The sequence below is a fragment of the Mariniradius sediminis genome, from assembly GCF_021491425.1.
GTDB lineage: Bacteria > Bacteroidota > Bacteroidia > Cytophagales > Cyclobacteriaceae > Mariniradius > Mariniradius saccharolyticus.
In genome coordinates, this window is sequence record NZ_JAKEVZ010000001.1 from 14,512 (window position 1) to 36,882 (window position 22,371).

At 46.1% G+C, this 22,371-nt stretch carries 18 protein-coding genes; 9 read left to right on the forward strand and 9 right to left on the reverse strand.

Annotation, left to right across the window (positions count from 1 at the left end; genetic code table 11):
* Positions 1-57: 57 nt before the first annotated feature.
* Genes L0U89_RS00060 through L0U89_RS00070 form a run of 3 tightly spaced genes read right to left on the reverse strand, consistent with a single transcriptional unit; the run spans position 58 to position 2,731 of the window.
* Positions 58-903, reverse strand: coding sequence for a mechanosensitive ion channel family protein (locus L0U89_RS00060; protein ID WP_234859652.1), 846 nt, complete (start codon positions 901-903; stop codon positions 58-60).
* A 44-nt stretch (positions 904-947) separates the two neighbouring features.
* Entirely contained in the window at positions 948-1,655 is a 708-nt protein-coding gene (locus L0U89_RS00065; RefSeq protein ID WP_234859653.1) for a methyltransferase domain-containing protein, read from the reverse strand.
* The gene (locus tag L0U89_RS00070; RefSeq protein ID WP_234859654.1) at positions 1,655-2,731 is read right to left on the reverse strand and encodes a type III polyketide synthase; all 1,077 of its coding nucleotides are present in this window, start codon (positions 2,729-2,731) and stop codon (positions 1,655-1,657) included. The genes L0U89_RS00065 and L0U89_RS00070 overlap by 1 nt, the downstream gene beginning before the upstream one ends.
* Before the next feature lie 85 nt (positions 2,732-2,816).
* Here L0U89_RS00070 and L0U89_RS00075 point away from each other — a divergent pair, with 85 nt between their 5' ends.
* On the forward strand, positions 2,817-3,710 hold the full coding sequence (locus tag L0U89_RS00075) for a UbiA family prenyltransferase (RefSeq protein ID WP_234859655.1): 894 nt from the start codon (positions 2,817-2,819) through the stop codon (positions 3,708-3,710).
* 25 nt (positions 3,711-3,735) lie between these two features.
* Here L0U89_RS00075 and L0U89_RS00080 read toward each other — a convergent pair whose 3' ends face one another.
* Positions 3,736-4,848 (reverse strand): NAD(P)/FAD-dependent oxidoreductase, encoded by a 1,113-nt coding sequence (locus L0U89_RS00080; protein WP_234859656.1) that lies wholly within the window; start codon positions 4,846-4,848, stop codon positions 3,736-3,738.
* A 253-nt stretch (positions 4,849-5,101) separates the two neighbouring features.
* Between L0U89_RS00080 and L0U89_RS00085 the strand changes: the two genes are divergently transcribed.
* Complete coding sequence (locus L0U89_RS00085) at positions 5,102-5,521, forward strand: Fur family transcriptional regulator (protein WP_234859657.1); 420 nt, start codon at positions 5,102-5,104, stop codon at positions 5,519-5,521.
* On the opposite strand, the gene L0U89_RS00090 is transcribed toward L0U89_RS00085, so the two are convergent.
* Entirely contained in the window at positions 5,522-5,752 is a 231-nt protein-coding gene (locus L0U89_RS00090) for a hypothetical protein (protein WP_008624941.1), read from the reverse strand.
* Between the two features lie 168 nt (positions 5,753-5,920).
* Here L0U89_RS00090 and L0U89_RS00095 point away from each other — a divergent pair, with 168 nt between their 5' ends.
* Positions 5,921-6,394, forward strand: a complete 474-nt coding sequence (locus L0U89_RS00095) for a YcxB family protein (RefSeq protein ID WP_234859658.1) — start codon at positions 5,921-5,923, stop codon at positions 6,392-6,394.
* Between the two features lie 53 nt (positions 6,395-6,447).
* On the opposite strand, the gene L0U89_RS00100 is transcribed toward L0U89_RS00095, so the two are convergent.
* On the reverse strand, positions 6,448-6,948 hold the full coding sequence (locus tag L0U89_RS00100) for a fasciclin domain-containing protein (protein ID WP_234859659.1): 501 nt from the start codon (positions 6,946-6,948) through the stop codon (positions 6,448-6,450).
* A gap of 189 nt (positions 6,949-7,137) precedes the next feature.
* Between L0U89_RS00100 and rlmH the strand changes: the two genes are divergently transcribed.
* The 4 genes from rlmH (at position 7,138) to L0U89_RS00120 (ending at position 13,633) form a co-directional block, all read left to right on the forward strand.
* Positions 7,138-7,611 (forward strand): 23S rRNA (pseudouridine(1915)-N(3))-methyltransferase RlmH, encoded by a 474-nt coding sequence (gene rlmH / locus L0U89_RS00105; RefSeq protein WP_234859660.1) that lies wholly within the window; start codon positions 7,138-7,140, stop codon positions 7,609-7,611.
* 817 nt (positions 7,612-8,428) lie between these two features.
* Positions 8,429-9,841, forward strand: a complete 1,413-nt coding sequence (locus L0U89_RS00110) for a DUF1254 domain-containing protein (RefSeq protein ID WP_234859661.1) — start codon at positions 8,429-8,431, stop codon at positions 9,839-9,841.
* Between the two features lie 333 nt (positions 9,842-10,174).
* On the forward strand, positions 10,175-12,055 hold the full coding sequence (locus L0U89_RS00115) for a T9SS type B sorting domain-containing protein (RefSeq protein ID WP_234859662.1): 1,881 nt from the start codon (positions 10,175-10,177) through the stop codon (positions 12,053-12,055).
* Between the two features lie 48 nt (positions 12,056-12,103).
* Positions 12,104-13,633, forward strand: coding sequence for a cryptochrome/photolyase family protein (locus L0U89_RS00120; RefSeq protein ID WP_234859663.1), 1,530 nt, complete (start codon positions 12,104-12,106; stop codon positions 13,631-13,633).
* A 78-nt stretch (positions 13,634-13,711) separates the two neighbouring features.
* On the opposite strand, the gene L0U89_RS00125 is transcribed toward L0U89_RS00120, so the two are convergent.
* From L0U89_RS00125 to L0U89_RS00135, 3 genes are read right to left on the reverse strand one after another with little or no spacing between them, the layout of a single operon-like run.
* Positions 13,712-14,131, reverse strand: a complete 420-nt coding sequence (locus tag L0U89_RS00125) for a DUF8192 domain-containing protein (RefSeq protein WP_234859664.1) — start codon at positions 14,129-14,131, stop codon at positions 13,712-13,714.
* A gap of 35 nt (positions 14,132-14,166) precedes the next feature.
* A complete protein-coding gene (locus L0U89_RS00130) occupies positions 14,167-15,264 on the reverse strand; it encodes a DmpA family aminopeptidase (protein ID WP_439651526.1) in 1,098 nt (365 codons plus the stop codon).
* Between the two features lie 50 nt (positions 15,265-15,314).
* Entirely contained in the window at positions 15,315-16,751 is a 1,437-nt protein-coding gene (locus L0U89_RS00135; protein WP_234859666.1) for an aldehyde dehydrogenase family protein, read from the reverse strand.
* 473 nt (positions 16,752-17,224) lie between these two features.
* Here L0U89_RS00135 and L0U89_RS00140 point away from each other — a divergent pair, with 473 nt between their 5' ends.
* Together L0U89_RS00140 and L0U89_RS00145 are read left to right on the forward strand one after the other, a co-directional pair.
* Positions 17,225-17,746: a hypothetical protein gene (locus L0U89_RS00140; RefSeq protein WP_234859667.1), complete on the forward strand. Its 522-nt coding sequence runs from the start codon at positions 17,225-17,227 to the stop codon at positions 17,744-17,746.
* An 18-nt stretch (positions 17,747-17,764) separates the two neighbouring features.
* Positions 17,765-22,369 carry a CLIPPER-2 domain-containing protein gene (locus tag L0U89_RS00145; RefSeq protein WP_234859668.1) on the forward strand — a complete coding sequence of 1,535 codons (4,605 nt, stop codon included), beginning with the start codon at positions 17,765-17,767 and terminating at the stop codon, positions 22,367-22,369.
* Positions 22,370-22,371: the final 2 nt, after the last annotated feature.

Here is a 22,371-nt window from a genome sequence, read left to right on the forward strand (position 1 = left end):
AGAAAATAGCCACCTAACAGGGTGGCTATTCCTGATAAAATGACATGGCAGATTCGTTTACTTTTTTCCCTCGGGATAAAGGTGATGCACCTCGCGCTGCGGAAATGGTATGCTAATTTGATTTTTTTCCAAAGCCTCTTTGATAGCTTCCATGTTTTCCCAATACACTGGCCATAGGTTGGCTGTTTCGGTCCAGCAGCGAATAATGAGGTCAAGTGAGCTTTCCCCGAAGTTGTTGAATAAAACCACTGCTACCGGTTCATGGTGGATACGCTCGTCCTTTTCCAGGATGTCTAGGATTATTTTTCTGACTTTTTTGATATCTGTGCCATAGGCAATGCCCACTTTCATGTCAACCCTTCTTGTTGATTTTTGGGAATAGTTCACAATCAGGTTATTGGCTAAAATCCCATTGGGAAGCGTGACGAGTTTGTTGTCGAAGTTCTTGATTTTGGTGTAGAGAATATCGATGCTCTCGACTTCTCCGGTTGTTCCTTGCGCTTCCACGGTATCGCCTACTTTGAAAGGCTTGAACAAGAGGATTAATACCCCTCCTGCAAAATTTGAAAGTGAGCCCTGCAACGCGAGACCTACGGCCAAGCCGGCAGCACCCAAAATGGCAATAAAAGAGGTCATTTGAACCCCCATTGTGGTCGCGATACTGATCAAAAGCAACACCCATAGCACCACTCGCGAAAAGCTCAGCAGAAAGGTGGCAAGGGAAGGATCGACTTCAGAACGATCAAAAGCCCTCCGCATGATCTTGTTTGCCATGCCTATGAGGTACTTTCCGATAAAAAATATGATCAGGCCCAACACGATTTTCGGCCCAACTTGGAAGGCCAAATCGATCAATTGCTGCTTGATCAAATCCAATGTTTTCAAATCCAAACTGTAATCCATGACTTTTTTACTTAGTTTAAAATTTTGATTTATCCCGCGCTAAATTAAGCAATCCAGGCCACTACCTGCCAACGAAAAGCCCATTTCCAGCGGATTTCGAATTTTTGGAAACCCGATTTTTGGAGCAATTCCTCCCATTCAGGTCTTCGAAATCCACGCAAAACTGAAAGTGGTCCGTCATTTTTGACCATGGGGGATTTGGAGAAAAATCTGGTCAAAATGCGGATGCTATGGTATGCAAACCAATGCCGGTGAAGGTCATTGATGACGATGCCGATGCGGGCTTTTCGCTTGAACGAGGCCAGCATTACGAGAAGCTGTTCGTGCGTAAAATGGTGGGTAAATAGCGTGCAGGTAAGAATGTCTACTTTTTCCTGCGGAAATTCCGGATCAAAGACATTTTGGACTTTGAAGGATACGTTTGATAGAGGTGCTAAATTCTGTGCAGCTCTTCGGATGATATTCGGGTTTGCGTCTACTCCGACAAAATGTGCCTTGATGCGGGTTGCTGTCGTCCATTCGTTCATGATGGCAATCATGTCTCCGCCGCCACAACCGATATCGGCAATAGTGATCCCTGATTGTGTATTATTTCCCAAAAATTTTTTCAACCCTTCTGTAGTGACCGCATTTCCGCCAAGAAGGCGGTTGATGGTTTTGAGTTCGCGCAAGGTCTGCTCCAGCACTTCACCCCCGACCTCCAGATCGTCCATGATCTCTTTTTGGTAGCTGCGCTGCGCAAATTTCCCCATCAGGCTTCCAACAATAAAGTCTCCAAGGTTAGACCGGGGCCAAAACCCATGGCAAGGATGTCTCCCTTTGCGGCGGGATTTTCGAGCCATTTCTTTAGGACAAAAAGAATCGTCGCCGAGGACATGTTGCCAAAGTCCTTCAGCACCTCGTGGGAGTATCGGTTGGATAGGCTTTGTATGCCAAAGGCCTCTTCGACTTTTGCCAGAATCTGCTTGCCTCCCGGATGGATCGCAAAGTTTCTGATCTTTGAAATCCCGAATTTCGATTCCAAGAAAGCCATGATTTCACCCAATCCCTTTTGCAGCAGCTCGGGGACGTATTTGCTGAGCTTCATCTCAAAGCCAAAATCCCCAATTCCCCAAGCCATATCCTGCTCGCCTTCCCGAAAGACGCGGCTGTTGTAATCCTTGATCTTCAAGCCACTTTCTTGGCGACTGACCAAGGCCGCGGCGGCCCCGTCACCAAAAATCGCATTTGCCAACAGGTTGTCTTCGGTATAGTCTTTTTGGAAATGAATGGTGCAGAGCTCCACGGATATGATCAAAACCTTGGCTTTTGGATCGCTGTCGCAAATCCGGTCGGCTAGCCGAATAGCGTTGAACGCCGCATAACAACCCATGAAATGGATCGCATAGCGCTCGACATCGGAAGAAAAGCCCATCTGGTGGATGATCTCCAACTCCAAGCCCGGGGCAAACATACCCGTACAGGAAACAAGCACAATATGGGTCACTTCAGCAGTGGATATACTACCTTTCTCCAGACATTCGCGGATGGCCATCATGGCCAAATCCATCGCCTTCATTTGAAAAAGCCCCATTCTTTTTTTGGTCGAAGGGAAAGGTTCAAAAGAAGGATCCTGTGGGAAAAAGCTGAATTTCTCCACATCCAAATGCCGAAAGTCATCGATTACCGAATACCTATTGTGAATTCCTGTCTGTCGGTAGACAAACTGCAGCTTCCGGTTTTCCTCATGATCCAAGCCATGCGCCAATTTCATAAAAGCCGCAATCTGCTGTTGGGAAACCGGAGGACCCGGATTCGAAGTACCGACACTGAGGATGTGGTTGTTCATCAAGGTAAGTTAATCTAAATTTTCTAACTTCATCGCTGCATTGATAACCAAAGCATCTCCCAAAAGTTACCCATAGACCTTATTTATGTTTGAGTCAGCCAGTTGGAAGCACCTCCGCATTCCGTTTTCTTTTTATCTCCTGCCGGTATTCCTGTTTGCCTTGGCACTTACACCTAATCTGAGTCCGGACCGGTTGCTGATTGTCCTGGTGACGCTGCACTTTTTTCTGTATCCGTCCAGCAATGGCTACAACAGCTATTTTGACAAAGATGAAAAAAGCATCGGTGGCCTCCGAAACCCTCCCAAAGTCACCAAGGGGCTTTATTACCTTTCGCTCGTATTTTTCCTAATTGCCTTGGCGCTTGGATTCCTCGTCAATTGGCAATTCAGCAGCATGCTATTGGTCTACAGCCTCGTGTCGATGGCCTACAGCCATCCAAGCGTCCGTCTCAAAAAGTACCCCTACGGCAGTTGGCTGGTCGCGGGGTTCTTTCAAGGGTGTTTCACCTTTGGAATGGCCTATGCGGGATTGAGCGATTTTGGCTGGGAGGTATTCGCGATGCCGCATGTGCTGGTTCCTGGCATGTTGACCAGTATCATGCTGTGGGGTTCCTATCCGCTGACCCAAATCTACCAGCATGAAGAGGATGCCAAGCGGGGCGATGTGACACTGAGTTTGAAGTTGGGGAAACAGGGCACCTTTCTTTTTTCCAGCGTGTGGTTTTTGTTGACGGGGATTTGCTTTGCTTGGTTTTTCTTGGGGAGAAATCAAGAAATGGCCCTTTTCGGCTTTTTGGCCGCCATGCTTCCCGTGATTTTGTTTTTCTTGATATGGTTTTCCTTTGTGCGCAGAGACGAGGAAAAGTACATCAACTACACTTGGGCGATGTGGATGAACCGTATCTCCGCCACTGCGCTCAATCTTTTCTTCGCTTGGTACTTCTTGGAAAATACACAGGTGATGCAGGTTTTTGAGTAATTGTGAAGTCCTCAATCTTCCAATCTCAAATCTCCTCCCCATGCGTCATCCTAATAATCTGTCTCGCCAGAAAAGGGGATTTTTTGATCAAACCAACCGAAAACTCAGAGACCCATTTGGCACCGAAAAGGGATTGGATTTGGCGTCCTATCCACAGGCGATTCTGGAAATGACTTTTCCATTCCTTTCGGTATTGGGCTTCGATGGCATTTCGGGCATTGTTCTGTAGCATCGCTTCTGTAGCCAATTTCGCGGTATGGATCGCGATGGCCATGCCGTTGCCACAAAGCGGCGTAATCAGCCCTGCCGCATCCCCAAGCATCAGGACGTGGTTTTCTACAGGCGACTTGGGCTCGAAATTGATCTCATTGATCACTTCGGGCTTGTCAAAGAGGAACTCTGAATTTTCGAAGATTTCCTTGAGAAAGGGGTTTTGGTACAGTACGGCCTTTTCCATGGCCGCGATGTTTCCATACTTCCGCAACTGCTTTTGGGAACCAAGGTAACAAAGGTTGTACACGCCGTTTTCCACCCGATTGACGCCACAGTAGCCTCCTTCGAAATTGTGTAAGGCAACAGTATGCGGATCAAAATCCGTTCGGATATGGTATTTGACGCCGATGTATGGACTGCGTCGATGGATAAAATCCCGGTCCAAGGTCTTGTCCAACTTGGACCGTTTGCCAAAGGCACCGAGGACGTATTTGGCACGCATTCGCCTTCCATCTGCCAAAACCGCTTCAAAACCGTCTCGAAGTTTGTCGTAGGCCAGCGATTCGACTTGGGTTTTTTCCAGAATTTGGGCGCCGGCAGCCTTTGCTTTTTCCATCAAAAACAAGTCCATTGCATAGCGGCTAAGCCCGAAGCCACCCATTTCGAGCGGAGTTTCGGCTCGGTTGCCATCCGTGGAAGTCAAGACAAATCGATTGATCTGAGCGGGTACAAGTGATTTTGGAAAAAGTCCGTTTTGCTCCAGAAATCCACGAACCTCATTGGAAACATATTCTCCACAAACCCGGTGAAAGGGATAGGCCTTTTTCTCGATCAGCAAAACCTCCCTTCCCGCCTTGGCCAAAAGATGTGCGGCCACCAATCCAGCCAATCCCCCGCCAACGATCAAAATCTCGGTTTCTTGCATGTTTGTTCAGGCCATAGTTTGGGCATATGCATCGCAAATTGCACAGGATTGGTGAAGTATGCTTATCCGTGGCATATTGCTTCTGAAATTTCTGAATTTAGTGAACACATAAATCCCAAAGAAGTTTATCAGGTGAAATTGCGTTTGTCTGGAAGTATTTCCATCGGCAGGCCATCATTTCCGTTGAGCAGTTTGCCAGTTCGTTCGCGGTTAGAGAATTATATTTATTTTTACACGGTTTCACGTTTAGATCATGGCACAAAACCCAACCCAAATCCTCCAAGAACACAAGCTGCGTATCACCGACTGCCGAAAGGAAGTTTTGAAAATATTCCTGAAAATGCAGGCGGCGCTTTCCCATGCGGATTTGGAGGAAAAACTCAACGCTGACTTTGATCGCGTGACCATCTATCGGACTTTGAAGACTTTTTTGGAAAGTGACCTGATTCACAAAGTGCTTGACGATAGCGGTGCCACGAAGTATGCACTTTGCAGCCATAGCCACACAGGTGGACATTCCCACGATCACGAACATGTGCATTTCAAATGCGAAAAATGCGGCAAGACAATCTGTATCGATGAAGTACAATTGCCAAAAATCGTGCTGCCCGCAGGCTACATCAATAAAGAGGTAAGCCTATTGGTACAGGGAATCTGCGACAAGTGCAATTGATCAAACCTCAACAGGTTTTCTGGGTGTTTTTTTCCTTGGGGCATCAGACGGCCAAATTACGCCCGGCGGCAGGTCGATTTTTGGCGGAGTAAAATCCTCCACACCACCATCTCCATCATCGTTGCTGCCTTTGTTGCGGCTAAGTTTATTCCTGGTCAAGGTGGCGATAAAATAAATCAGCACCACATAGGCCAACCCAACCAAAATAAGATCCACCACCAAGCTACTCATACTGAAACAATTTTCGGATAATTTACTACAAAACCATGTAGAAGTCAATGGATTAACTTTTCAGGGAAAAAATTGATTTGAGAATTTTCGATTTTCTCATTTGCTTTTGGGATTCATTTGTGAAATCAGGCACATAATCGGATATTTGCCCACTGAAATTTTCGACCGATGATTGTTAAGACTAAAAAATACCAACTCGAATCCAAAACCTACATCAAACTTGGGCTTACCAATATCCTCAAGGAACAATGGTGGGTGGCATTGATCGCCTTGGCAATTGCCTGTGGATACTTTTGGATTCCGTCTTGGTGGTGGATCAGCATGGCGATTTTGGCTTACTTGCTGTATTGGCTGTTTTGGCTAATCCAGTTTGCCGGAGTCAGCCAAATGGAGCAGAACAAGGCCATATTTGAAAAGATGTCCTATGAAATTGATAGCCGTCAAATCCTGATGAAACTCAACGCTACCCAAGGAATGCCTATCAAATGGGATATGATCAAAAAGGCCGAAGTCACCAAAGACGCATTTGTATTAACCATTTCCAAGGCACAATTTATACACTTGCCTTTCAAGATCTTCAATACGGAAAATGAAAAGAAATTCGTGGAAGCGATATTGAAACGAAAAGGCTATTTGGCATAAAAAAAAGGGCTCCTTCAACAGAAAGAGCCCTTTTCATTTCCAATTGCCTTGGATTACATCGGAGGAAGGATAACGGCATCAATTACGTGGACTACACCATTGGAAGCTTCGATATCAGCAGTAGTGACGTTGGCTTTGTTCACCATTGCTTTTCCGCCTTGAAGCGTGATCGTCACCTCGGAGCCTTGTACCGTCTTCGCCTTCATACCATTCTTCAAGTCCTTTGAATAAACTTTTCCAGGAACAACGTGGTAGGTCAGCACCTTCACAAGCTGCGCCTTGTTTTCAGGCTTCAGCAGGTTTTCTACGGTTCCAGCAGGCAACTTTGCAAACGCCTCGTTTGTGGGTGCAAATACAGTGAAAGGTCCCTCACCTTTCAAGACACCTGCTAAATCCCCCGCCTTGACAGCGGCTACGAGTGTGGACAGAAATTCGGTCTTCACGGCTAAGTCAACGATGTCAGCATCAGCATGCAAGCTGGCATTCTTGTTGGCTGTGAAAGATGAGGTCACCATTAACATGACCATGGCAAATACAATCGGTAATTTTTTCATGTGGTGTTGAAATTTGGTTTATGGATACAGAATCAATTTATACATGTGTTTGTTTTTCAATTAGTTATAAAAAATTGTTAAAAATTTTTGATACCTATAATGGGGCTTTTCATCTCAAGTATTAATCCGTTGATACGCATTTTTTGGGAAAAAAAATTCAGCTTGCTTCCCATCCATTACCTTCGCAGTATGCAAATCAAACTGATCGCGATCGGAAAGACAGACCATTCTGCCATTCAGCAGCTCTTGGATGAGTACATGAAGCGTTTGGGACATTATATTCGGTTTGAACTGGATATCATTCCCGATATCAAGCAGGCCAAAAATCTGAGTGAGACCGACCAAAAGGAAAAAGAAGGCGAATTGATTCTGAAGAAAGTCCTTCCTGCGGATGAGTTGGTACTGTTGGATGAAAGGGGCAAACAAATAGGTTCGGTGGAGTTTTCCGATTTTCTCCAGAAAAAAATGAATACAGGGCTGAAGCAATTGGTCTTTGTTGTCGGCGGGCCGTACGGGTTTTCTGAAGCCGTGTATCAACGCGCCAATGGAAAGTTATCCCTTTCCAAAATGACCTTTTCCCATCAGATGGTGCGGGTATTTTTTGTCGAGCAGCTCTACAGGGCGTTTACCATCCTCAGGAATGAGCCTTATCATCATGAGTGAGTTTATGAAACTCCAGTGAAATCTGGAAATGGGTATACACAAGCAATTTCATTTCTTCCTACGATCCTGCCTCAAAGACTCTTCCCAACACGCACTCCTCCAAAAAACAGGAAAAAACGCAGAGCTGTCCGAGTCAACAACATGTAAAAACCCCTCGAGGACTGAAGCCAGCTCGTAAATAAGAATCTGCTATACCCCTTTTGTTTACAAGTATCGAACTCAAATTTGGGAAGTTTGCCGGTACTTCTGATGAATTTTCCTACCGTGGCCGACGGCAAACCTACCCGCATTTCCCCGCAATACGGTAACCAGGGGGAAATGAATGGGACTTTTGAACTGGATATCATCTTGACCTTAGAGAATGCATTGTGGGTTTTTCAGCCGTCTTTTTTTGGATTTGCTTTTTCACCAACTCTCCAGCCAGATAAATATGTCGGAAGCGTTTACCGGCTTCAAAGTCCTTAACTTCCACTAGAACCTTTGCAGACACGCTCTGCAGCCGCCCAATTATTGGCCGAATATCCACTGTTATTTTTGGATCTATCGGGACTTTTTCCATTGATTCAAGCCTCTGGTCTAATATTGTACGGTGGCGTTTAGTATCACAGAATTCTTTTTCACAGATTTATAGGTTGGGATGTGATATGTGGCTTGGTAGCCAGCACGATTTGTTTTGGTTCTGCGAATCAGTTGTTGTTTGCGGGTATAAATCGTTGGATTATAATTGCCTTCTGCAAGTATGATAGCCGGAATTGACACCAAGAAAAAGACGGAAATCCAAACATCAATTTCGATCTTTACATTTAAAATATTTCAAATGAAAACCCTGAAAAACAATCCTTTCTTGGCTGCATTTTTGTCACTTTGGCTCCTTGCTCAATGTGCGCCAAAAGAGAAATCAGTCACACCAGAAGAAGCCCGTGCCATCGCCAAGGAAGCCTATATCTATGGCAATCCACTCGTGGACCACTATCGGATATTCTATTCCTACTTTGTGGATGAATCAGATCCGGAATTCAAAGCACATTTCAATCAAATCAAAAACATACCCAAAGTTTACACATCCGAAGACCGTGCAATCCAAACACCGAATTCAGACACGCCTTATTCCATGGGCGCACTTGATCTAAGGGCCGAACCGGTCGTGATTTCGATTCCTGAAATTGAAGAGGGACGTTATTTTTCGGTGCAGATGGTCGATGGATTTACGCATAATTTTCACTACATCGGTAGCCGGACCACCGGCAATAAGGGAGGAAAATTCCTTTTCATAGGCCCGGATTGGAAGGGGGAAAAACCGGAGGGTTTTGATGAGGTCATCCAGACGGAAACCAACCTCGTGTTTGCCTTTTTCAGGACACAGCTTTTTGCGCCGGAAGATTTGGAAAATGTAGCCAAAATCCAGTCTGGCTACCTCATACAGCCGCTTTCCGCCTACCTCGGCCAGCCAACGCCCAGCCAACCTGCAGCCATCGAGTTCCTGAAGCCCCTCGGCAGGGAGGAACAAAGGTCCAGCCTGCTCTTTTTCAACCAGCTGAATTTTTGGCTGCAATTCTGCACAGTGCATGCTTCCGAAAAGGAACTATTCGAACGCTTTGCCAAAATCGGTGTAGTGCCGGGTCAAACCTTTGAGCCTGGAACTCTTTCTCCTGAGATCAAGAAGGCTGTGGCTGCAGGTATCCAAGATGCCTGGAAGGAATTCGAAACATTCAACATTGAGGAGATCAAAACCGGGAAACTCAACAGCGGGGATGTATTTGGTACAAGGGAATACTTGCAAAACAACTACCTGCGCCGATTCGCAGGGGCGGTATTGGGGATTTATGGCAATTCGAAAGAGGAAGCTCTCTATCCCATTTATCAGACCGATGCTGATGGACAGCGCCTGGATGCCACGACCAACAAGTATACCCTAACGATGAAGGCCGATGAATTGCCCCCGGTGAATTCTTTTTGGTCGGTTACTATGTATGAATTGCCAGCCAGCTTGCTGGTTGCCAATCCGCTGAACCGCTATTTGATCAATTCGCCGATGCTGCCAAACCTCAAGCGCAACGCTGACGACAGCATCACGATCTATATCCAACATGAATCTCCCGGTAAAGACAAGGAGTCCAATTGGCTTCCCGCTCCAAAAGGGCCTTTTGTTTTGGTTATGCGTTTGTATTGGCCAAAAGAAGAAGCCATGAACGGCACATGGAAGCCTGCACCATTGGTGCGTGTGCAATAATCCAAGCTGCCTCAATTCAAACCCCCGAGCTTGTAATTCCAGTGATTCTGGGCTCGGGGGATTTTTTTGTGAAAACCGCTCCCGGTAGAAAACCGATTTCCAGATTTTCCAATTTTTCAATCTTTCAATCTTTCTATTTTCCAATCCCCTCTCGCTTGCTTTTTTGGAATAAAATACCTTTTATTAATCAAATCTATCTCTCTTCATTAATATCATTTTGTTTATTTCAAAAAGCATAAAATAATATTTCATTTCACCAAAAACACTTTTTTGTCCTTCAAGGGCAAAAAAACTTGGTGCAAAGAGGTATTCGGCTGCTGAAAATCCATGAAAATGGCCAGGCAAACATATCGGATTCTTGTTGTTGGAATGCTGATTCAGCTTTTTGCCCATTTTTCATTGGCCCAAAGGATCGAAGAGAAAGAAATTTCGGCGCCGGGCTACAGGAACCCATTTTCGGAGTTTGCACACCAGTACCGGGTTTCCAAGACTTTTTCCTACGGTGACGGCGAAACGGGTATGACCCTTATCGTTTCGGGTAAGTTGGCGCTGTGCAGTTCCTCCGACAAAGGCCATATCATCCTCAACGTGCTTGGGGGATTTCCTCCCTATACCTTCAAATGGAACAACCTCCAAACCGTTCAAAATCGCTACAATCTCAACGCCGGTACCTATACCGTTTGGGTAAAAGACAGCAAAGGAAATGGAATCATGGAACGGATTGTGGTGCAGCCGCCCTTTCCGCTTATCGTCGAAATGAAGGACATCCAGCCCGCCTCCTGCGGCAATACACCCAATGGCAAAGCGAGCATCAATATCAAATTCGGCCGCGGAGAGCCCTACACGATCGAGTGGAGCCATGGTTTGAAAAATGCCCTCGAAGCCACAGACCTCGCACCGGGCACATACTCCGTAAAAGTCTCCGATTTTTACCAGTGTTTTCAAACGCTCTCGTTCGAAATACCCGCGGGCGCGGAGGGTATGACGATCAAAGAAGACATCGTGCCGATCTCCTGCAGCCAGGAAAAAGCTTCCATCTCTGTCAGCATAGCTGGGGGAAAAGCGCCATTCTCTTTCCTTTGGTCCAATGGAAAAACCACCGAAAAAATCGAAGGCTTGGAAGCAGGCAGTTATGAACTGACCGTCAAAGACGCCAATGGCTGCACAGTTTCCAAGTCCTATACGATCGATGCATTTGCAGCAATGGAAGTCAGCGCAGAAGCCAGTCTTGATCTTTCCTGTGCCGAGTCGGCTGATGGCTATGTCAATCTGGAGGTGCAGGGTGGAAAAGCCCCTTACACTTTCTCTTGGAGCAATGGCGCAACAACACAGGATTTGGCTGGATTGTCCGCCGGATTGTATGTGGTCACGGTGAACGACGCCGATGGCTGCAGCATCGAAAAGTCCATTGAAATCAGTGCCCCCGAAAAACTACAGGCCCGCATAGAGACGATGCTGGACGTGGATTGCAGCAGTGGCGAGGCCAAAGGTGTAGCCTGGGTCAGTGTCCAAGGCGGTAAGGCCCCCTACACGATCAAATGGCTCAACGGAAAGCAAACCGGCAATGAGATCGAGTTTTTGGAAGAAAATGAAATCAGCGTAGAAATCACAGATGCCAATGGCTGTAAAGTAACCGAAACCAAATCCGTCAACTACGGGCAGGTACTTTCCGCAGATCGTTTGGCATTTGAATACAAAAAACTCCGTAAGGTCAACGGAACTGAAATCGAAGTCTTGGATCCGCTCCAGTTCGAAAGCTTGGCATCCGAGGAATTCATCGCTTGGGAATGGGATTTCGGCGACGGTACGGTTTCTCGTGAAAAAGACCCCATACACGTCTACGAAACTCCGGGACAGTTTGAGATCGTGCTCAAAGGCTATGACATTTTTGGTTGTTCATCTGTGCAGAAAGAGAAAATCAGCGTACAGGAATCCAGCGAAGTTATCTTGATTCCAAATGCCTTCACTCCAAACGGCGACGGTCTCAACGATACCTTTGAGCCCAAGTTGAAAGCTTACTCATTTTTCCGCATGGATATATTCAACACTTGGGGTGAGTTGATTTTTTCGAGTTCCCAATCCGAAAGAATTGGCTGGGACGGCCGTGTGATGGGTCAGGAAGCACCCTCCGGGAGCTATGTATTCAAGATCAGTTTGGTAACGGATGCCGGGGAAACGGTCCAAGAATCCGGTACGCTGACCTTGATACGCTAAACAAATTGGCTTGCAAATGCTTTTCCATGTTGGAAGATCCAATGCAACATGGCCAAAACCCTGCGCCTTATCCTTGGCGACCAACTCAATTCCCGACATTCCTGGTTTTCTGAAAAGAGCGGCGACGTGCTCTATCTCCTGATGGAAATGCGGCAGGAGACCGATTACGTCCGGCACCATATCCAAAAGGTTGTGGGTTTTTTCGCAGCGATGCGGGAGTTTACCAGGGAACTTCGGGAACAGGGCCACATGGTTTTGTATTGGCCACTCGACCATCCCGAACAGCAGGAAAGCCTTACGGCCAACCTGAATTGGATCATTGCTCAGCAGAAAATCGAGCGGTTCGAATACCAACTTCCGGACGAATATCGGTTGGACCAACAGCTTGTCGCATTTTGCAGCCAACTGGAAATTCCATCAAAAGCCTACGATACGGAGCATTTTTTGACTGAGCGGGGATTTCTGGCGGATTTTTTCAAGGGAAAAAAGACCTACCTCATGGAGAGCTTTTACCGGGAAATGCGCAAAAAATACCAAATCCTCATGGACGGTTCGCAGCCGTTGACAGGTCAGTGGAATTATGACCGTGACAACAGGAACAAGCTCAAAGACCCACTTTTGCTCAAGGAAGCCAAGACCTTCCCAAGGGACGTTTCCGATATCCTGACAATGATCGAGCAACAAGGCATAAAAACAATCGGGAAAATCGACCCTACAAACTTCCCCTGGCCTGTCACACGGCAGGAGTGTCTTGTTATGTTGGAATATTTCTGCGAAAAGCTGCTCCCGCATTTTGGGGAATACCAGGACGCGATGCTCAGGCAGGATCCGTTTCTTTTTCACAGCCGGCTGAGTTTTGGACTCAATACGAAGATGATTTCCCCACTCGAAGTCGTAGAATACGTGGAGAAATATTGGTATCGGCACCAGGACAGCATTGGGATAGCGCAGGTGGAGGGATTCATCAGGCAGATTATTGGTTGGAGGGAATACATGCGCGGCGTCTATTGGGCCAAAATGCCGGAGTACAAAGGGCTAAATTACTTTGCGCACGAGCGTCCACTGCCTGATTTTTTCTGGACCGGAAAGACCAAAATGAACTGCCTGCGCCATGCCATTGGGCAATCGCTAAAGCATGCCTATGCGCACCATATCCAACGGCTGATGGTGACGGGAAATTTCGCGTTGTTGGCGGGAATCCACCCCGATGCTGTGGACGAATGGTACTTGGGCATCTACATCGACGCTATCGAATGGGTCGAGATTACCAACACCCGGGGCATGAGCCAATTTGCGGATGGGGGCATCGTTGGTACCAAGCCTTATGTTTCCTCCGCCAACTATATCGACAAAATGGGGGATTACTGCAGCTCCTGTTTCTATAACAAAACCAAGAAAACTGGAGACCGCGCCTGTCCTTTCAACAGCCTCTATTGGCATTTTTACCATCGGCATGCCGATAAGCTTGCCACCAATCCCCGGATTGGAATGATGTACAGGACTTGGGAGAAAATGAAGGACCGACAGGCAATACTCGATCAGGCAGAGAAGTACTTGGGGGAGTTGGATGATTTGTAATTGGGACGATACTTGTTCAAGTCCCCCCTCCGTCAAAGGATGTTACAAATAACTACATCTATAAAAACAGCATTATTCTCAGAATTCAGATTTTGTTTTTACTTGCTCACTTAATAAAGAAATTAATCTCTCTCTATCACTCTTTGTAAAAATCTTCACTGGCGATAATACCACAGCATCAAAGCCACCTGAATTAGATTTTTCGTCAGGGCTAAAAACGATCAAACCTATTATTTTTTTGCCTTCGACTTCAATTATTGGGTTAACGTATCTATCAAAAAAAGGTGTTTTCTCCTCCAGCTGACTACCATGCACTCCACCTGAAAAAGCGACGATTTTCCCATTGAAATCAAAATCTTGTCTTTCCCTAAGAAAAACCGAATTCAACACTGTTGCTTCTTCGGAAGTTAACTTGAATGCAGAATACGAATCCGGATTAGTCTGTGAAGAGACTTTCCCACTTACTAGTCCAAACAGGATGACCAATAATATTCTCATAACTTGTGTTTGTCAGTTGTTTTCAACGATTGAAACTACTCAATCCTCCCATATTTCCGCATGATTTCGAGGACTTTTTCTTTGGGAAGGGCATTGATTTTTCTTCCATCTTTTCCCTCCATATCCTGCGCGGCAAACAGTGAATTGATGATAGCTTCCTCCGTTGCTTCTATGACCGCAAGGAAAAGTGCGCTCATGTCCTCATTCGCCAGCTCTTCATGATGGAGGGCTTTGAGTGTGGGGTTTTGGTGCGGGATACGGTTTTTTCCAAAAGTCGAAAACGCAATGACATAATCACCCGAACCGTTGGATGCGATACCGCCCGTTTTGGCGAGGCCCATCATGGCCCGCTGTGCCATCCGTTTCAGGTTTCTTTCCAATACAGGCGCATCGGTGGCGACGATGATCATGCAAGAACCATCAGCTGAGGTGATGTGCTCTGAAAATGAGTATTGTCCCAATTCGACGCCTACTGGAACCCCATCGATTTGCAGCACACCTCCAAAATTGCTTTGGACCAAGACGCCGACCGTGTAGCCACCTAAGGAGGCAGGGATTTGCCGGGAAGCAGTTCCTATCCCGCCTTTGAATCCGAAGCAGACCGTGCCCGTACCTGCGCCTACATTCCCCTCGGCTATGGGTCCCGACGAAGCGCTATGGATGGCAGTCAAGATATCGGCTTCGGTGATACTTCTTCCGCGGATATCGTTCAGGTATCCGTCATTCGTTTCGCCAACGACTGCGTTGACTGATTGGACGTTTTCATTTCCGGATTGGGAGAGCGTGTAGCTCACTATCCCTGTGATGCCTGCAGCGACGCTCAGTGTATTGGTCAGGATAATGGGAGACTCTAGGTTGCCGAGTTCCTCGATTTGGGTGACACCCGCCAGCTTTCCAAAGCCATTGCCGACGAAGACAGCGGCAGGTAACTTTTCTTGGAAAAGATTCTCTCCGTGCGGAAGAATAGCCGTGACACCGGTTCGGATATTGGTTCCTTCGATTTTTGTCAAATGCCCCACTTTGATGCCTGCGACATCGGTGATGGCGTTTTGGCTGCCCGTTGGCAATATGCCAATGCGGATGCCAAAATCCCTTGTGCGCCCTTGGGCCATAGCCTGGTTAATCATACCCATTGATAGAGTGAGGTACAACAGAATCTTGAAAGGGATGCCGCCTGTTTTCATCAGAACCATTTCAACAATCCCTCGATCATCTTTTTCTTGGCCATATTGTATGGTGGGAAAAGTGGCTTCGCTGCGGTGAAGCCAACCCTTTGTTCCAAGACAGCTTTCTGGTTGGAAAACTCCAGAAATCCGAAAACCCCATGCGATTTACCGATACCGGAATTGTTGACTCCGCCAAAGGGAAGCTCAGGATGCAAGAAATGTAACGCACAATCATTGGCTACGGAAGCGCCTGAGGAGGTCTGTTCAAAGATATGACGAATCGTCCGGGAACTGTCGGCGAATGCATAGAGAGCCAAAGGTTTTGGCATTTCGTTGACCAAGGCCAAGGCTTGTTCCAAGTTTTCGTACACCATTACGGGTAGAATTGGCCCAAAAATTTCCTCCTGCATGACCAGCATATCCGGATTTACGTCAACTAGGACCGTGGGCTCCAAGAAATTCTCCTCGGGAATACTTTTTCCCCCGATTTCAATTTTTCCCCCTTTTCCATTGGCGTCCTGAAGCAGGTGCATGATTCGGTTGAAGTGCCTTTCATTCACAATGCGTGAATAGTCAGGGCTTTTCTCGACGCCCTTTTTGCCACTTTTGAACATCTTATCTATCGCTTCCCGCACATATTGCAGAAAAGGATCACATTTGGAATGGTGAATGAGGGCATAATCCGGCGCAACACAAGTTTGGCCACAATTGAGAAACTTGGTAGCAGCAATTTTCTCCGCAGCATCTTTCAGGTCAGTATCTTCCGCAATAATGGCCGGTGACTTTCCTCCAAGTTCCAAGGTAACGGAAGTCAGGTGCTCGGCGGCGGCTTTCATGACGATTTTGCCGACAGCGGGACTGCCTGTAAAAAATATGTGGTCAAATGGCTTTGACAAAAGAACTTGACTAGCCTCCACGCCGCCTTCTACCACGGTGACCAATCGCTCATCAAACAGTTCGCCCACCATCCTCCTGATCAATGCCGAAGTATGGGGAGTCATTTCGGAAGGTTTGACGATAGCGGTACACCCCGCACCCAGGGCAGCAACGAGCGGACCGATGGCTAGATTGAATGGATAATTCCACGGAGCGATGATAAGACTGGCGCCTTTTGGTTCATAGTGGACTTGTGCCTTGGTACCCAAAAAGGTGAGGGGGGTGGGCATCCGCTTGGACTTCATCCAATGGGCCAAATTGTTGATATAATGTTTGGCTTCAGATAGAACCGGATAAATCTCCGTGATATCGGTCTCGGTGTAAGGCTTGCGATAGTCGGCAAAGAGCGCCTTTTGGATATCCTCCTTGTGGGACACCACCCATTCTCGGAGCCGCTTGATGTGGCCCAAGCGCTCATGAACCGTACTTTTCCGCAATGATATGGAATGCCTTTTCTGTAAATCGAAGAGCTTACCGATTTTGGATTCCAATAAATCGATTTCCTGGTTGAGTAACATGGTTTTTTGGATTTGAAATCAATTTCTAACAATGTGCCGAAATAACCAAATCCACGGAAAAACCGTTTGAGCAGTATCACCTTAATTCAGTAGCATATGCAGTGGAGCTTGGACAGGATTGTTCCTCAACTATTTCTGGGAGACAATCAGCGGCTGCGGGTTATCAAAGAATACCTTCAGCAATTAAAAAAAGAAAAACTTTCAAAAGTTAAAAAGGGCTAAAAAGCCCTTTTTTTATTGCAAAAATATAATTGATTAATCTAATTGTTGACTAAAAATTTAAAGTCAGGATAAATGCAAAAAAATGCATTTCATGAATTTTTTTTTGTAAAACGTTTGGAAATAAAAAACAATTAAGTGTATTTTTGGTGCAAATAAATGCTTAGACAACACCCTTTGTCATCCATTTAAAGTTAACGGCTCTAATCTATCTCAACTAGGCCACCCATTTTGATCCTTAATTACATCAAGTCATGATGAACTCTAACTATCTCGCGGATTCAGTGTCTCTACAAAAAACCCTCCTAAAGATTTTTGTATTGTCTGTGCTGTTCTTGGCAATTCCAGTATTTGTTTTTGCACAGGATGCTGTTGAACTAGGAAAATTTCTTGAGGAAGAAAACTCCAACAACTCTGAAGTCATCAGGGGTTTTGTTTTCGACAATGTGCCCACTGCGACTTGGAAGCAAGGCATGATAGTCGCTGATGCACCTCAAAATGCCCAGAAACTTGTCACCGACGTTGTGTCACTCACAATTCTGAAGGGTGAAAGTTCACAAAACCGTGCGGTGAAATTCCTCCAAATCAATCTTGAAAATGCTGATGAAAAAGGACGGGTAAGGTTAAACCCAAGCACTTTGGCCTCTTTCATAAATTTGCAATATGTTTTCATTCAATCCCAAGTGGACCTGACGCCTTCTGAAGTAAGCGCCATGGTCTCGGGGTATGAAGATGGCGATATCGTTTTATTGTTTCAGGTAGTCTCCAATTTTTAACACTAAACACGAAATCCCATGAAAACGCTTTATACAAATTCCGTCAAAAAATTCGGTTTTTTCGCTATCCTGCTTGTAGCCCAATTTATGCTCGTATCAGGTGCATTTGGCCAACAAGTGAATCGGGTTCCTTTCAAGCATCGTGTTGGCAATCCAGCGCCACAGAATAACATTTTTAAGATCAAGGGTGACTTCACCATCATAGGAAATACCAGCATGACTTTGTTGGACTATGAAAACAGGGTGGACAACTCCAACAATACCATGGTCTACGTAGACGTGGACAATGACGAAAGAACTGTAAACTCATCTTCGTCCACCTTGGTGTTTTCCCGTGAAAACGGCGCCGACCCGAATTGTTCAGAGATTATTTATGCGGGATTGTACTGGTCGGGCCGTGCAAAGCCTGGAATCGGTCAGACGTTTGAAGTGGTAGCGAGCACAAGGGATGGCGAACCCATCCAAGTCGAAAAACAGGACCATGTGGTGTACCACTCGTTCGATTTGCCCAATACCCATTACACATTGGTGATCGATAGAAATGGTGCTGAAGGATCCCGATATCCACGTTATTCTTTTATTTCCAAAAAAGGAGGCGATACCTACCAGTTTCAATTTTCCAATAACAACAACAATCCCGTCAGGTACAGGGTCGGTACTTCAGGTTCCTACACCTCGATTCCCAACCAAACCACAGCGATCAATGGTTCGCTGAGAACTTCAACTTTCGAACCTATTGTGATCCAAGATGGCAGCATGACCATCAAGATTGATCAGTTCCAAAGAAATACCAGGACAGAAGGAGTTACCGCTGATTTTCAGACTGAGGATTTTTCTGCCAGAATCACCGTCGAAGGGATATTTTATCCAATCGTTGAGAACAAAGTCACTTTGGATAAAGCCAAAGTGAAAATCAAAGGCCCAGGAGCCGATTCCTATTCCACAGTTTCAGCTTCAAATAATCAAATTCTTTTCCCGGTCAATGAGCTCCAAGAAATGTACGCAGGCTATGCGGACATTACACAATATGTCAAACTACATGGTATCGGCGAATACACCGTAGCCGACTTAGCCTTGGTGGAAGGCAATGGCGGTGCAGTTGGATACTTCGGTCATTGGGGCATCATCGTGGTTTACGAAAACTCCAAGATGAACTGGAGGGATGTGACCATTTTTGATGGCTATTCTTATATGAGGCCCACTTTCGAAGCCGAACCGGTAAGTCAGGAGTTTGTAATCAGTGGATTTCAGGCAGCAGACAATGGTGCTGTGAACCTTAAGCTTGGTGTGATGGTCGGTGAAGGCGATAGGGGACTGAGCGGGGATTTCTTCGAAGTCAGAAATGCTGCCAATACCGAATGGGTAAGACTACAGCATGCACTTAACAGCCCGAATAACTTTTTCAATTCATCCATTTATACACCCGTGTTGGATGAAAACAACAACTTGGTAGACAATCCACGTAATCCGTTTTTGGACAACAGCACCGGAATCGACATTGCGATGTGGAACGTGCCTAACCCGGATAACTCCATTATCGCCAATGGTCAGACTTCGACAACTTTTAGATACGGTTCCAACGAGGATACCTACAATATCTACACCATTGCTTTTGCTGTAGATGCTTATGTTCCCGAAATCCAAGGATTCAATCAAATAGAAGCCATCAATGGCGAAACTCCAGGTACCGAACTAACAGCTCAGCCTGGCCAAGAGATTGCATATTCCCTGGAGATCAAAAATTTGGGAACGGAGCATGTGCAAGACGGTAAAGTCATCATTCCGATTCCGTTTACCGCCACATTTGTGAGTGCTAGACATGAGATTTACTTTGAACCGACAACTGCCAAAGCTCCTTATTTTGATCCAAACTTGGGAGCAACAGGTGCGATAGTTTGGGAATTGGGAGAGTTGCCTTTGGCCGAAGATCTGAATACAGTTTTGGCCAAGTTGTTCTACACCCTCAAGACAACGGAAGATTGTTTTATACTATCTGAGGTCGATTGCGATCCATTCGTTTCAGTAAATGGCTTGATTTCAGGAAAAGGTGGGGTTTCCCAAACGCCTTTCGACGGAATCTCTTTGACACAAGGATTCTTGGATGGTGCCTGCGCAGGTGAGCCGATTCAGGAGGCCATCGTAGTGAAGATCTCCGGAGCTTCAGAGTGGGTTCTGGAGAACTGCTCAGAAACAGAACTTTTCCGGGACTTTAACTTTTGCAACGTTGATTCCGAAGCTGGTGTGCCCTTGAGTGAAATTAGAAGATCATTCCCTGTGGGCGTTCGGTTCTTTAAAGGACCAGATCGGACCCGTGATCAGGAAATTACAGAGGAAAACCCATTCCCTGCAATCAGCGGCACCTACTATGCGATCCCTGCAAATTCCAGCAACTGTGTGTATGAATTTAGGTTGCACGTGACCAATGTCAATACAGTTCCCAATGTTCCACAAGGATTTGGCTTGACTTTCTGCCAAGGAGCGACCATTCCATCACTCAAGAATCTTATTCACGCAAGTAACGCTGATAGCGAGGAAGCATTCACCGTGTTTTTCTTTGCTTCCGAAACAGGTGGAGAGGCCTTGGAAGACTTCACTGTTGATGGTTCTGTCCTTGGAACAACCCAAGTTTGGGTTGCCGAAGGTCCATCTGCTGACTGCCTTGGAAAAAGGGCTCTCGTGACTATCTCAGTAAATACCTGCGGGCTTGAGTTGGAGAAAAAGGGCTCGCTTGTTGATGTCGATGAAAATGGAAAGACCAACGTCGGGGACAAAATTGCCTACACCTTTATTATCAAAAATACAGGCACTGTACCAGTTGAGAACATCACTTTGACTGACCCTATAGTTACTGTCGTTGGAGGTCCACTCGCGATTCTTGGTCCAGGTGAAACTGACAGCACCACTTTTTCCGCTGAGCATATTTTGACACAGGATGATATTGACGCAGGTTCTTTTACCAACGTGGCAACCATTTCGGGTACCGTGAATGGTGATGAAGTTTCTGCTTCCGATGACGATGTACAGGTTTTTGTTACCAACCCCGGAATCAGCATTGTCAAGGTAGCGGACAAGAGCACAGTGAGCCAAGTCGGTGAGGTGATAACTTATACATTGACTATCACAAATACAGGAGATGTCACACTGTTCGGAATTGTGGTCCGTGATCCTTTGACGGATTTGGATTCTACGATTGTGAGCCTTGCCCCGGGCGCTATTTCCAACATCATAACTTCCTACACCGTCAGCCAAGCTGATATAGATGCCGGCGGCATCCTCAACGTCGCGGTTGCTACAGCAGGAGAGCTCGAGGAAGAAGGAAGTGTGGAAGTTCCAGCTGAATTCAATAGTGCAATTGCGGTGGAGAAAACTGCGAACGTTACCGAATTCACAGCGGTGGGTCAAGTTGTAACCTACACAATTACAGTAACCAATACGGGAAATACGACCCTTACCAACGTTCTCGTCAAAGATCCTTTGACTGGCTTGGAAGAGCCTATCGAAAAATTAACACCTGGACAGTCCGTGACCTTCCAGACTAACTACACAGTCACTTTGGAAGATATCGAAAGGGGTTCAGTTTTGAATACCGTGTTTGTCACCGCTGAAGATTCAAAAGGAGACACAGTCGAAAATACCGACACAGCGACTGTCAATGCAGGTAAAAAAGAAATCATTGCGAATGATGATAATTTCGGTGAATTCCCGGTAGTGTACGGAGGCGTGTTGGGTAATATCCTTGCCAATGACCTATTGGATGGCAAGGCCGTCAATTGGGAAGATGTCAACTTTGAGATCGTTGACTTGGATGGTATCCTCGGATTGATTCTGGATGAAAAGGGCGAGTTGAGCTTGATTCCTGGCCTCAACGAGGCAAGGGAATACCGACTGAGATATGTCCTGTCAGAAGCCTTGAATCCAACCAATACCGACGACGCCATCATAACGTTCCGATTGGTAAGCTCTGATGTGGACTTGAGTGTGACAAAGACTTCCAACGGTGTGGAGATTTTTGAGGGAGATGAGTTTGAATATGAGATCCTGGTCAGAAACGTCGGCGGAACGCCCGCAACCAATGTGGTCGTCGAAGACAAACTACCAGGTGGCGTGACCTATGTCAGCAGCAGGTTTGAAAGCAATCCGAACGGAATTCAGGTCAACCAAGAGCTCTCAGGATCGACATTGAAATACACGATACCTTCAATGCCCGCAAGCGCGATCGTGACAATCTATGTAAAAGTTAAAGCCAATCAGCTTAATGGTTCTGCTTCCAATACAATCGTCAACCGGGTAAATGTAGAGGCAGAAGAAAACGATGTAAATCCGGAAGATAATACCGCTGAAGATGTAAACACCGTGAAACAGTTCTTTATACCAAATGTGATCACGCCAAACAATGATGGTAAAAACGACAGATTTGTTATCCAAGGCTTGAATAAGTTTGCATCCAACGAGATTGTGATCCTCAACAGGTACGGAGACCACGTGTACGAGCAAAGAAACTACGACAACAATTGGACGGCTGATGGATTGGTAGCAGGGACCTATTTCTTCGTGTTACGTGGTACTGACAGCAATGGTCAGGTTCAAGAGTTCAAAGGTTGGATTCAAGTCATCAAAGATTAATC

What these genes read in the sequence shown, in the direction of transcription:
- L0U89_RS00145 (WP_234859668.1), top strand. Translation starts at nt 17,765, where the DNA reads ATGAAAACGCTTTATACAAATTCCGTCAAAAAATTCGGTTTTTTCGCT.
- L0U89_RS00135 (WP_234859666.1), bottom strand. Translation starts at nt 16,751, where the DNA reads ATGTTACTCAACCAGGAAATCGATTTATTGGAATCCAAAATCGGTAAG.
- L0U89_RS00060 (WP_234859652.1), bottom strand. Translation starts at nt 903, where the DNA reads ATGGATTACAGTTTGGATTTGAAAACATTGGATTTGATCAAGCAGCAA.
- L0U89_RS00115 (WP_234859662.1), top strand. Translation starts at nt 10,175, where the DNA reads ATGGCCAGGCAAACATATCGGATTCTTGTTGTTGGAATGCTGATTCAG.
- L0U89_RS00140 (WP_234859667.1), top strand. Translation starts at nt 17,225, where the DNA reads ATGATGAACTCTAACTATCTCGCGGATTCAGTGTCTCTACAAAAAACC.
- L0U89_RS00125 (WP_234859664.1), bottom strand. Translation starts at nt 14,131, where the DNA reads ATGAGAATATTATTGGTCATCCTGTTTGGACTAGTAAGTGGGAAAGTC.
- L0U89_RS00120 (WP_234859663.1), top strand. Translation starts at nt 12,104, where the DNA reads ATGGCCAAAACCCTGCGCCTTATCCTTGGCGACCAACTCAATTCCCGA.
- L0U89_RS00070 (WP_234859654.1), bottom strand. Translation starts at nt 2,731, where the DNA reads ATGAACAACCACATCCTCAGTGTCGGTACTTCGAATCCGGGTCCTCCG.
- rlmH (WP_234859660.1), top strand. Translation starts at nt 7,138, where the DNA reads ATGCAAATCAAACTGATCGCGATCGGAAAGACAGACCATTCTGCCATT.
- L0U89_RS00090 (WP_008624941.1), bottom strand. Translation starts at nt 5,752, where the DNA reads ATGAGTAGCTTGGTGGTGGATCTTATTTTGGTTGGGTTGGCCTATGTG.
- L0U89_RS00095 (WP_234859658.1), top strand. Translation starts at nt 5,921, where the DNA reads ATGATTGTTAAGACTAAAAAATACCAACTCGAATCCAAAACCTACATC.
- L0U89_RS00110 (WP_234859661.1), top strand. Translation starts at nt 8,429, where the DNA reads ATGAAAACCCTGAAAAACAATCCTTTCTTGGCTGCATTTTTGTCACTT.
- L0U89_RS00130 (WP_439651526.1), bottom strand. Translation starts at nt 15,264, where the DNA reads ATGGGTATGATTAACCAGGCTATGGCCCAAGGGCGCACAAGGGATTTT.
- L0U89_RS00065 (WP_234859653.1), bottom strand. Translation starts at nt 1,655, where the DNA reads ATGGGGAAATTTGCGCAGCGCAGCTACCAAAAAGAGATCATGGACGAT.
- L0U89_RS00080 (WP_234859656.1), bottom strand. Translation starts at nt 4,848, where the DNA reads ATGCAAGAAACCGAGATTTTGATCGTTGGCGGGGGATTGGCTGGATTG.
- L0U89_RS00085 (WP_234859657.1), top strand. Translation starts at nt 5,102, where the DNA reads ATGGCACAAAACCCAACCCAAATCCTCCAAGAACACAAGCTGCGTATC.
- L0U89_RS00075 (WP_234859655.1), top strand. Translation starts at nt 2,817, where the DNA reads ATGTTTGAGTCAGCCAGTTGGAAGCACCTCCGCATTCCGTTTTCTTTT.
- L0U89_RS00100 (WP_234859659.1), bottom strand. Translation starts at nt 6,948, where the DNA reads ATGAAAAAATTACCGATTGTATTTGCCATGGTCATGTTAATGGTGACC.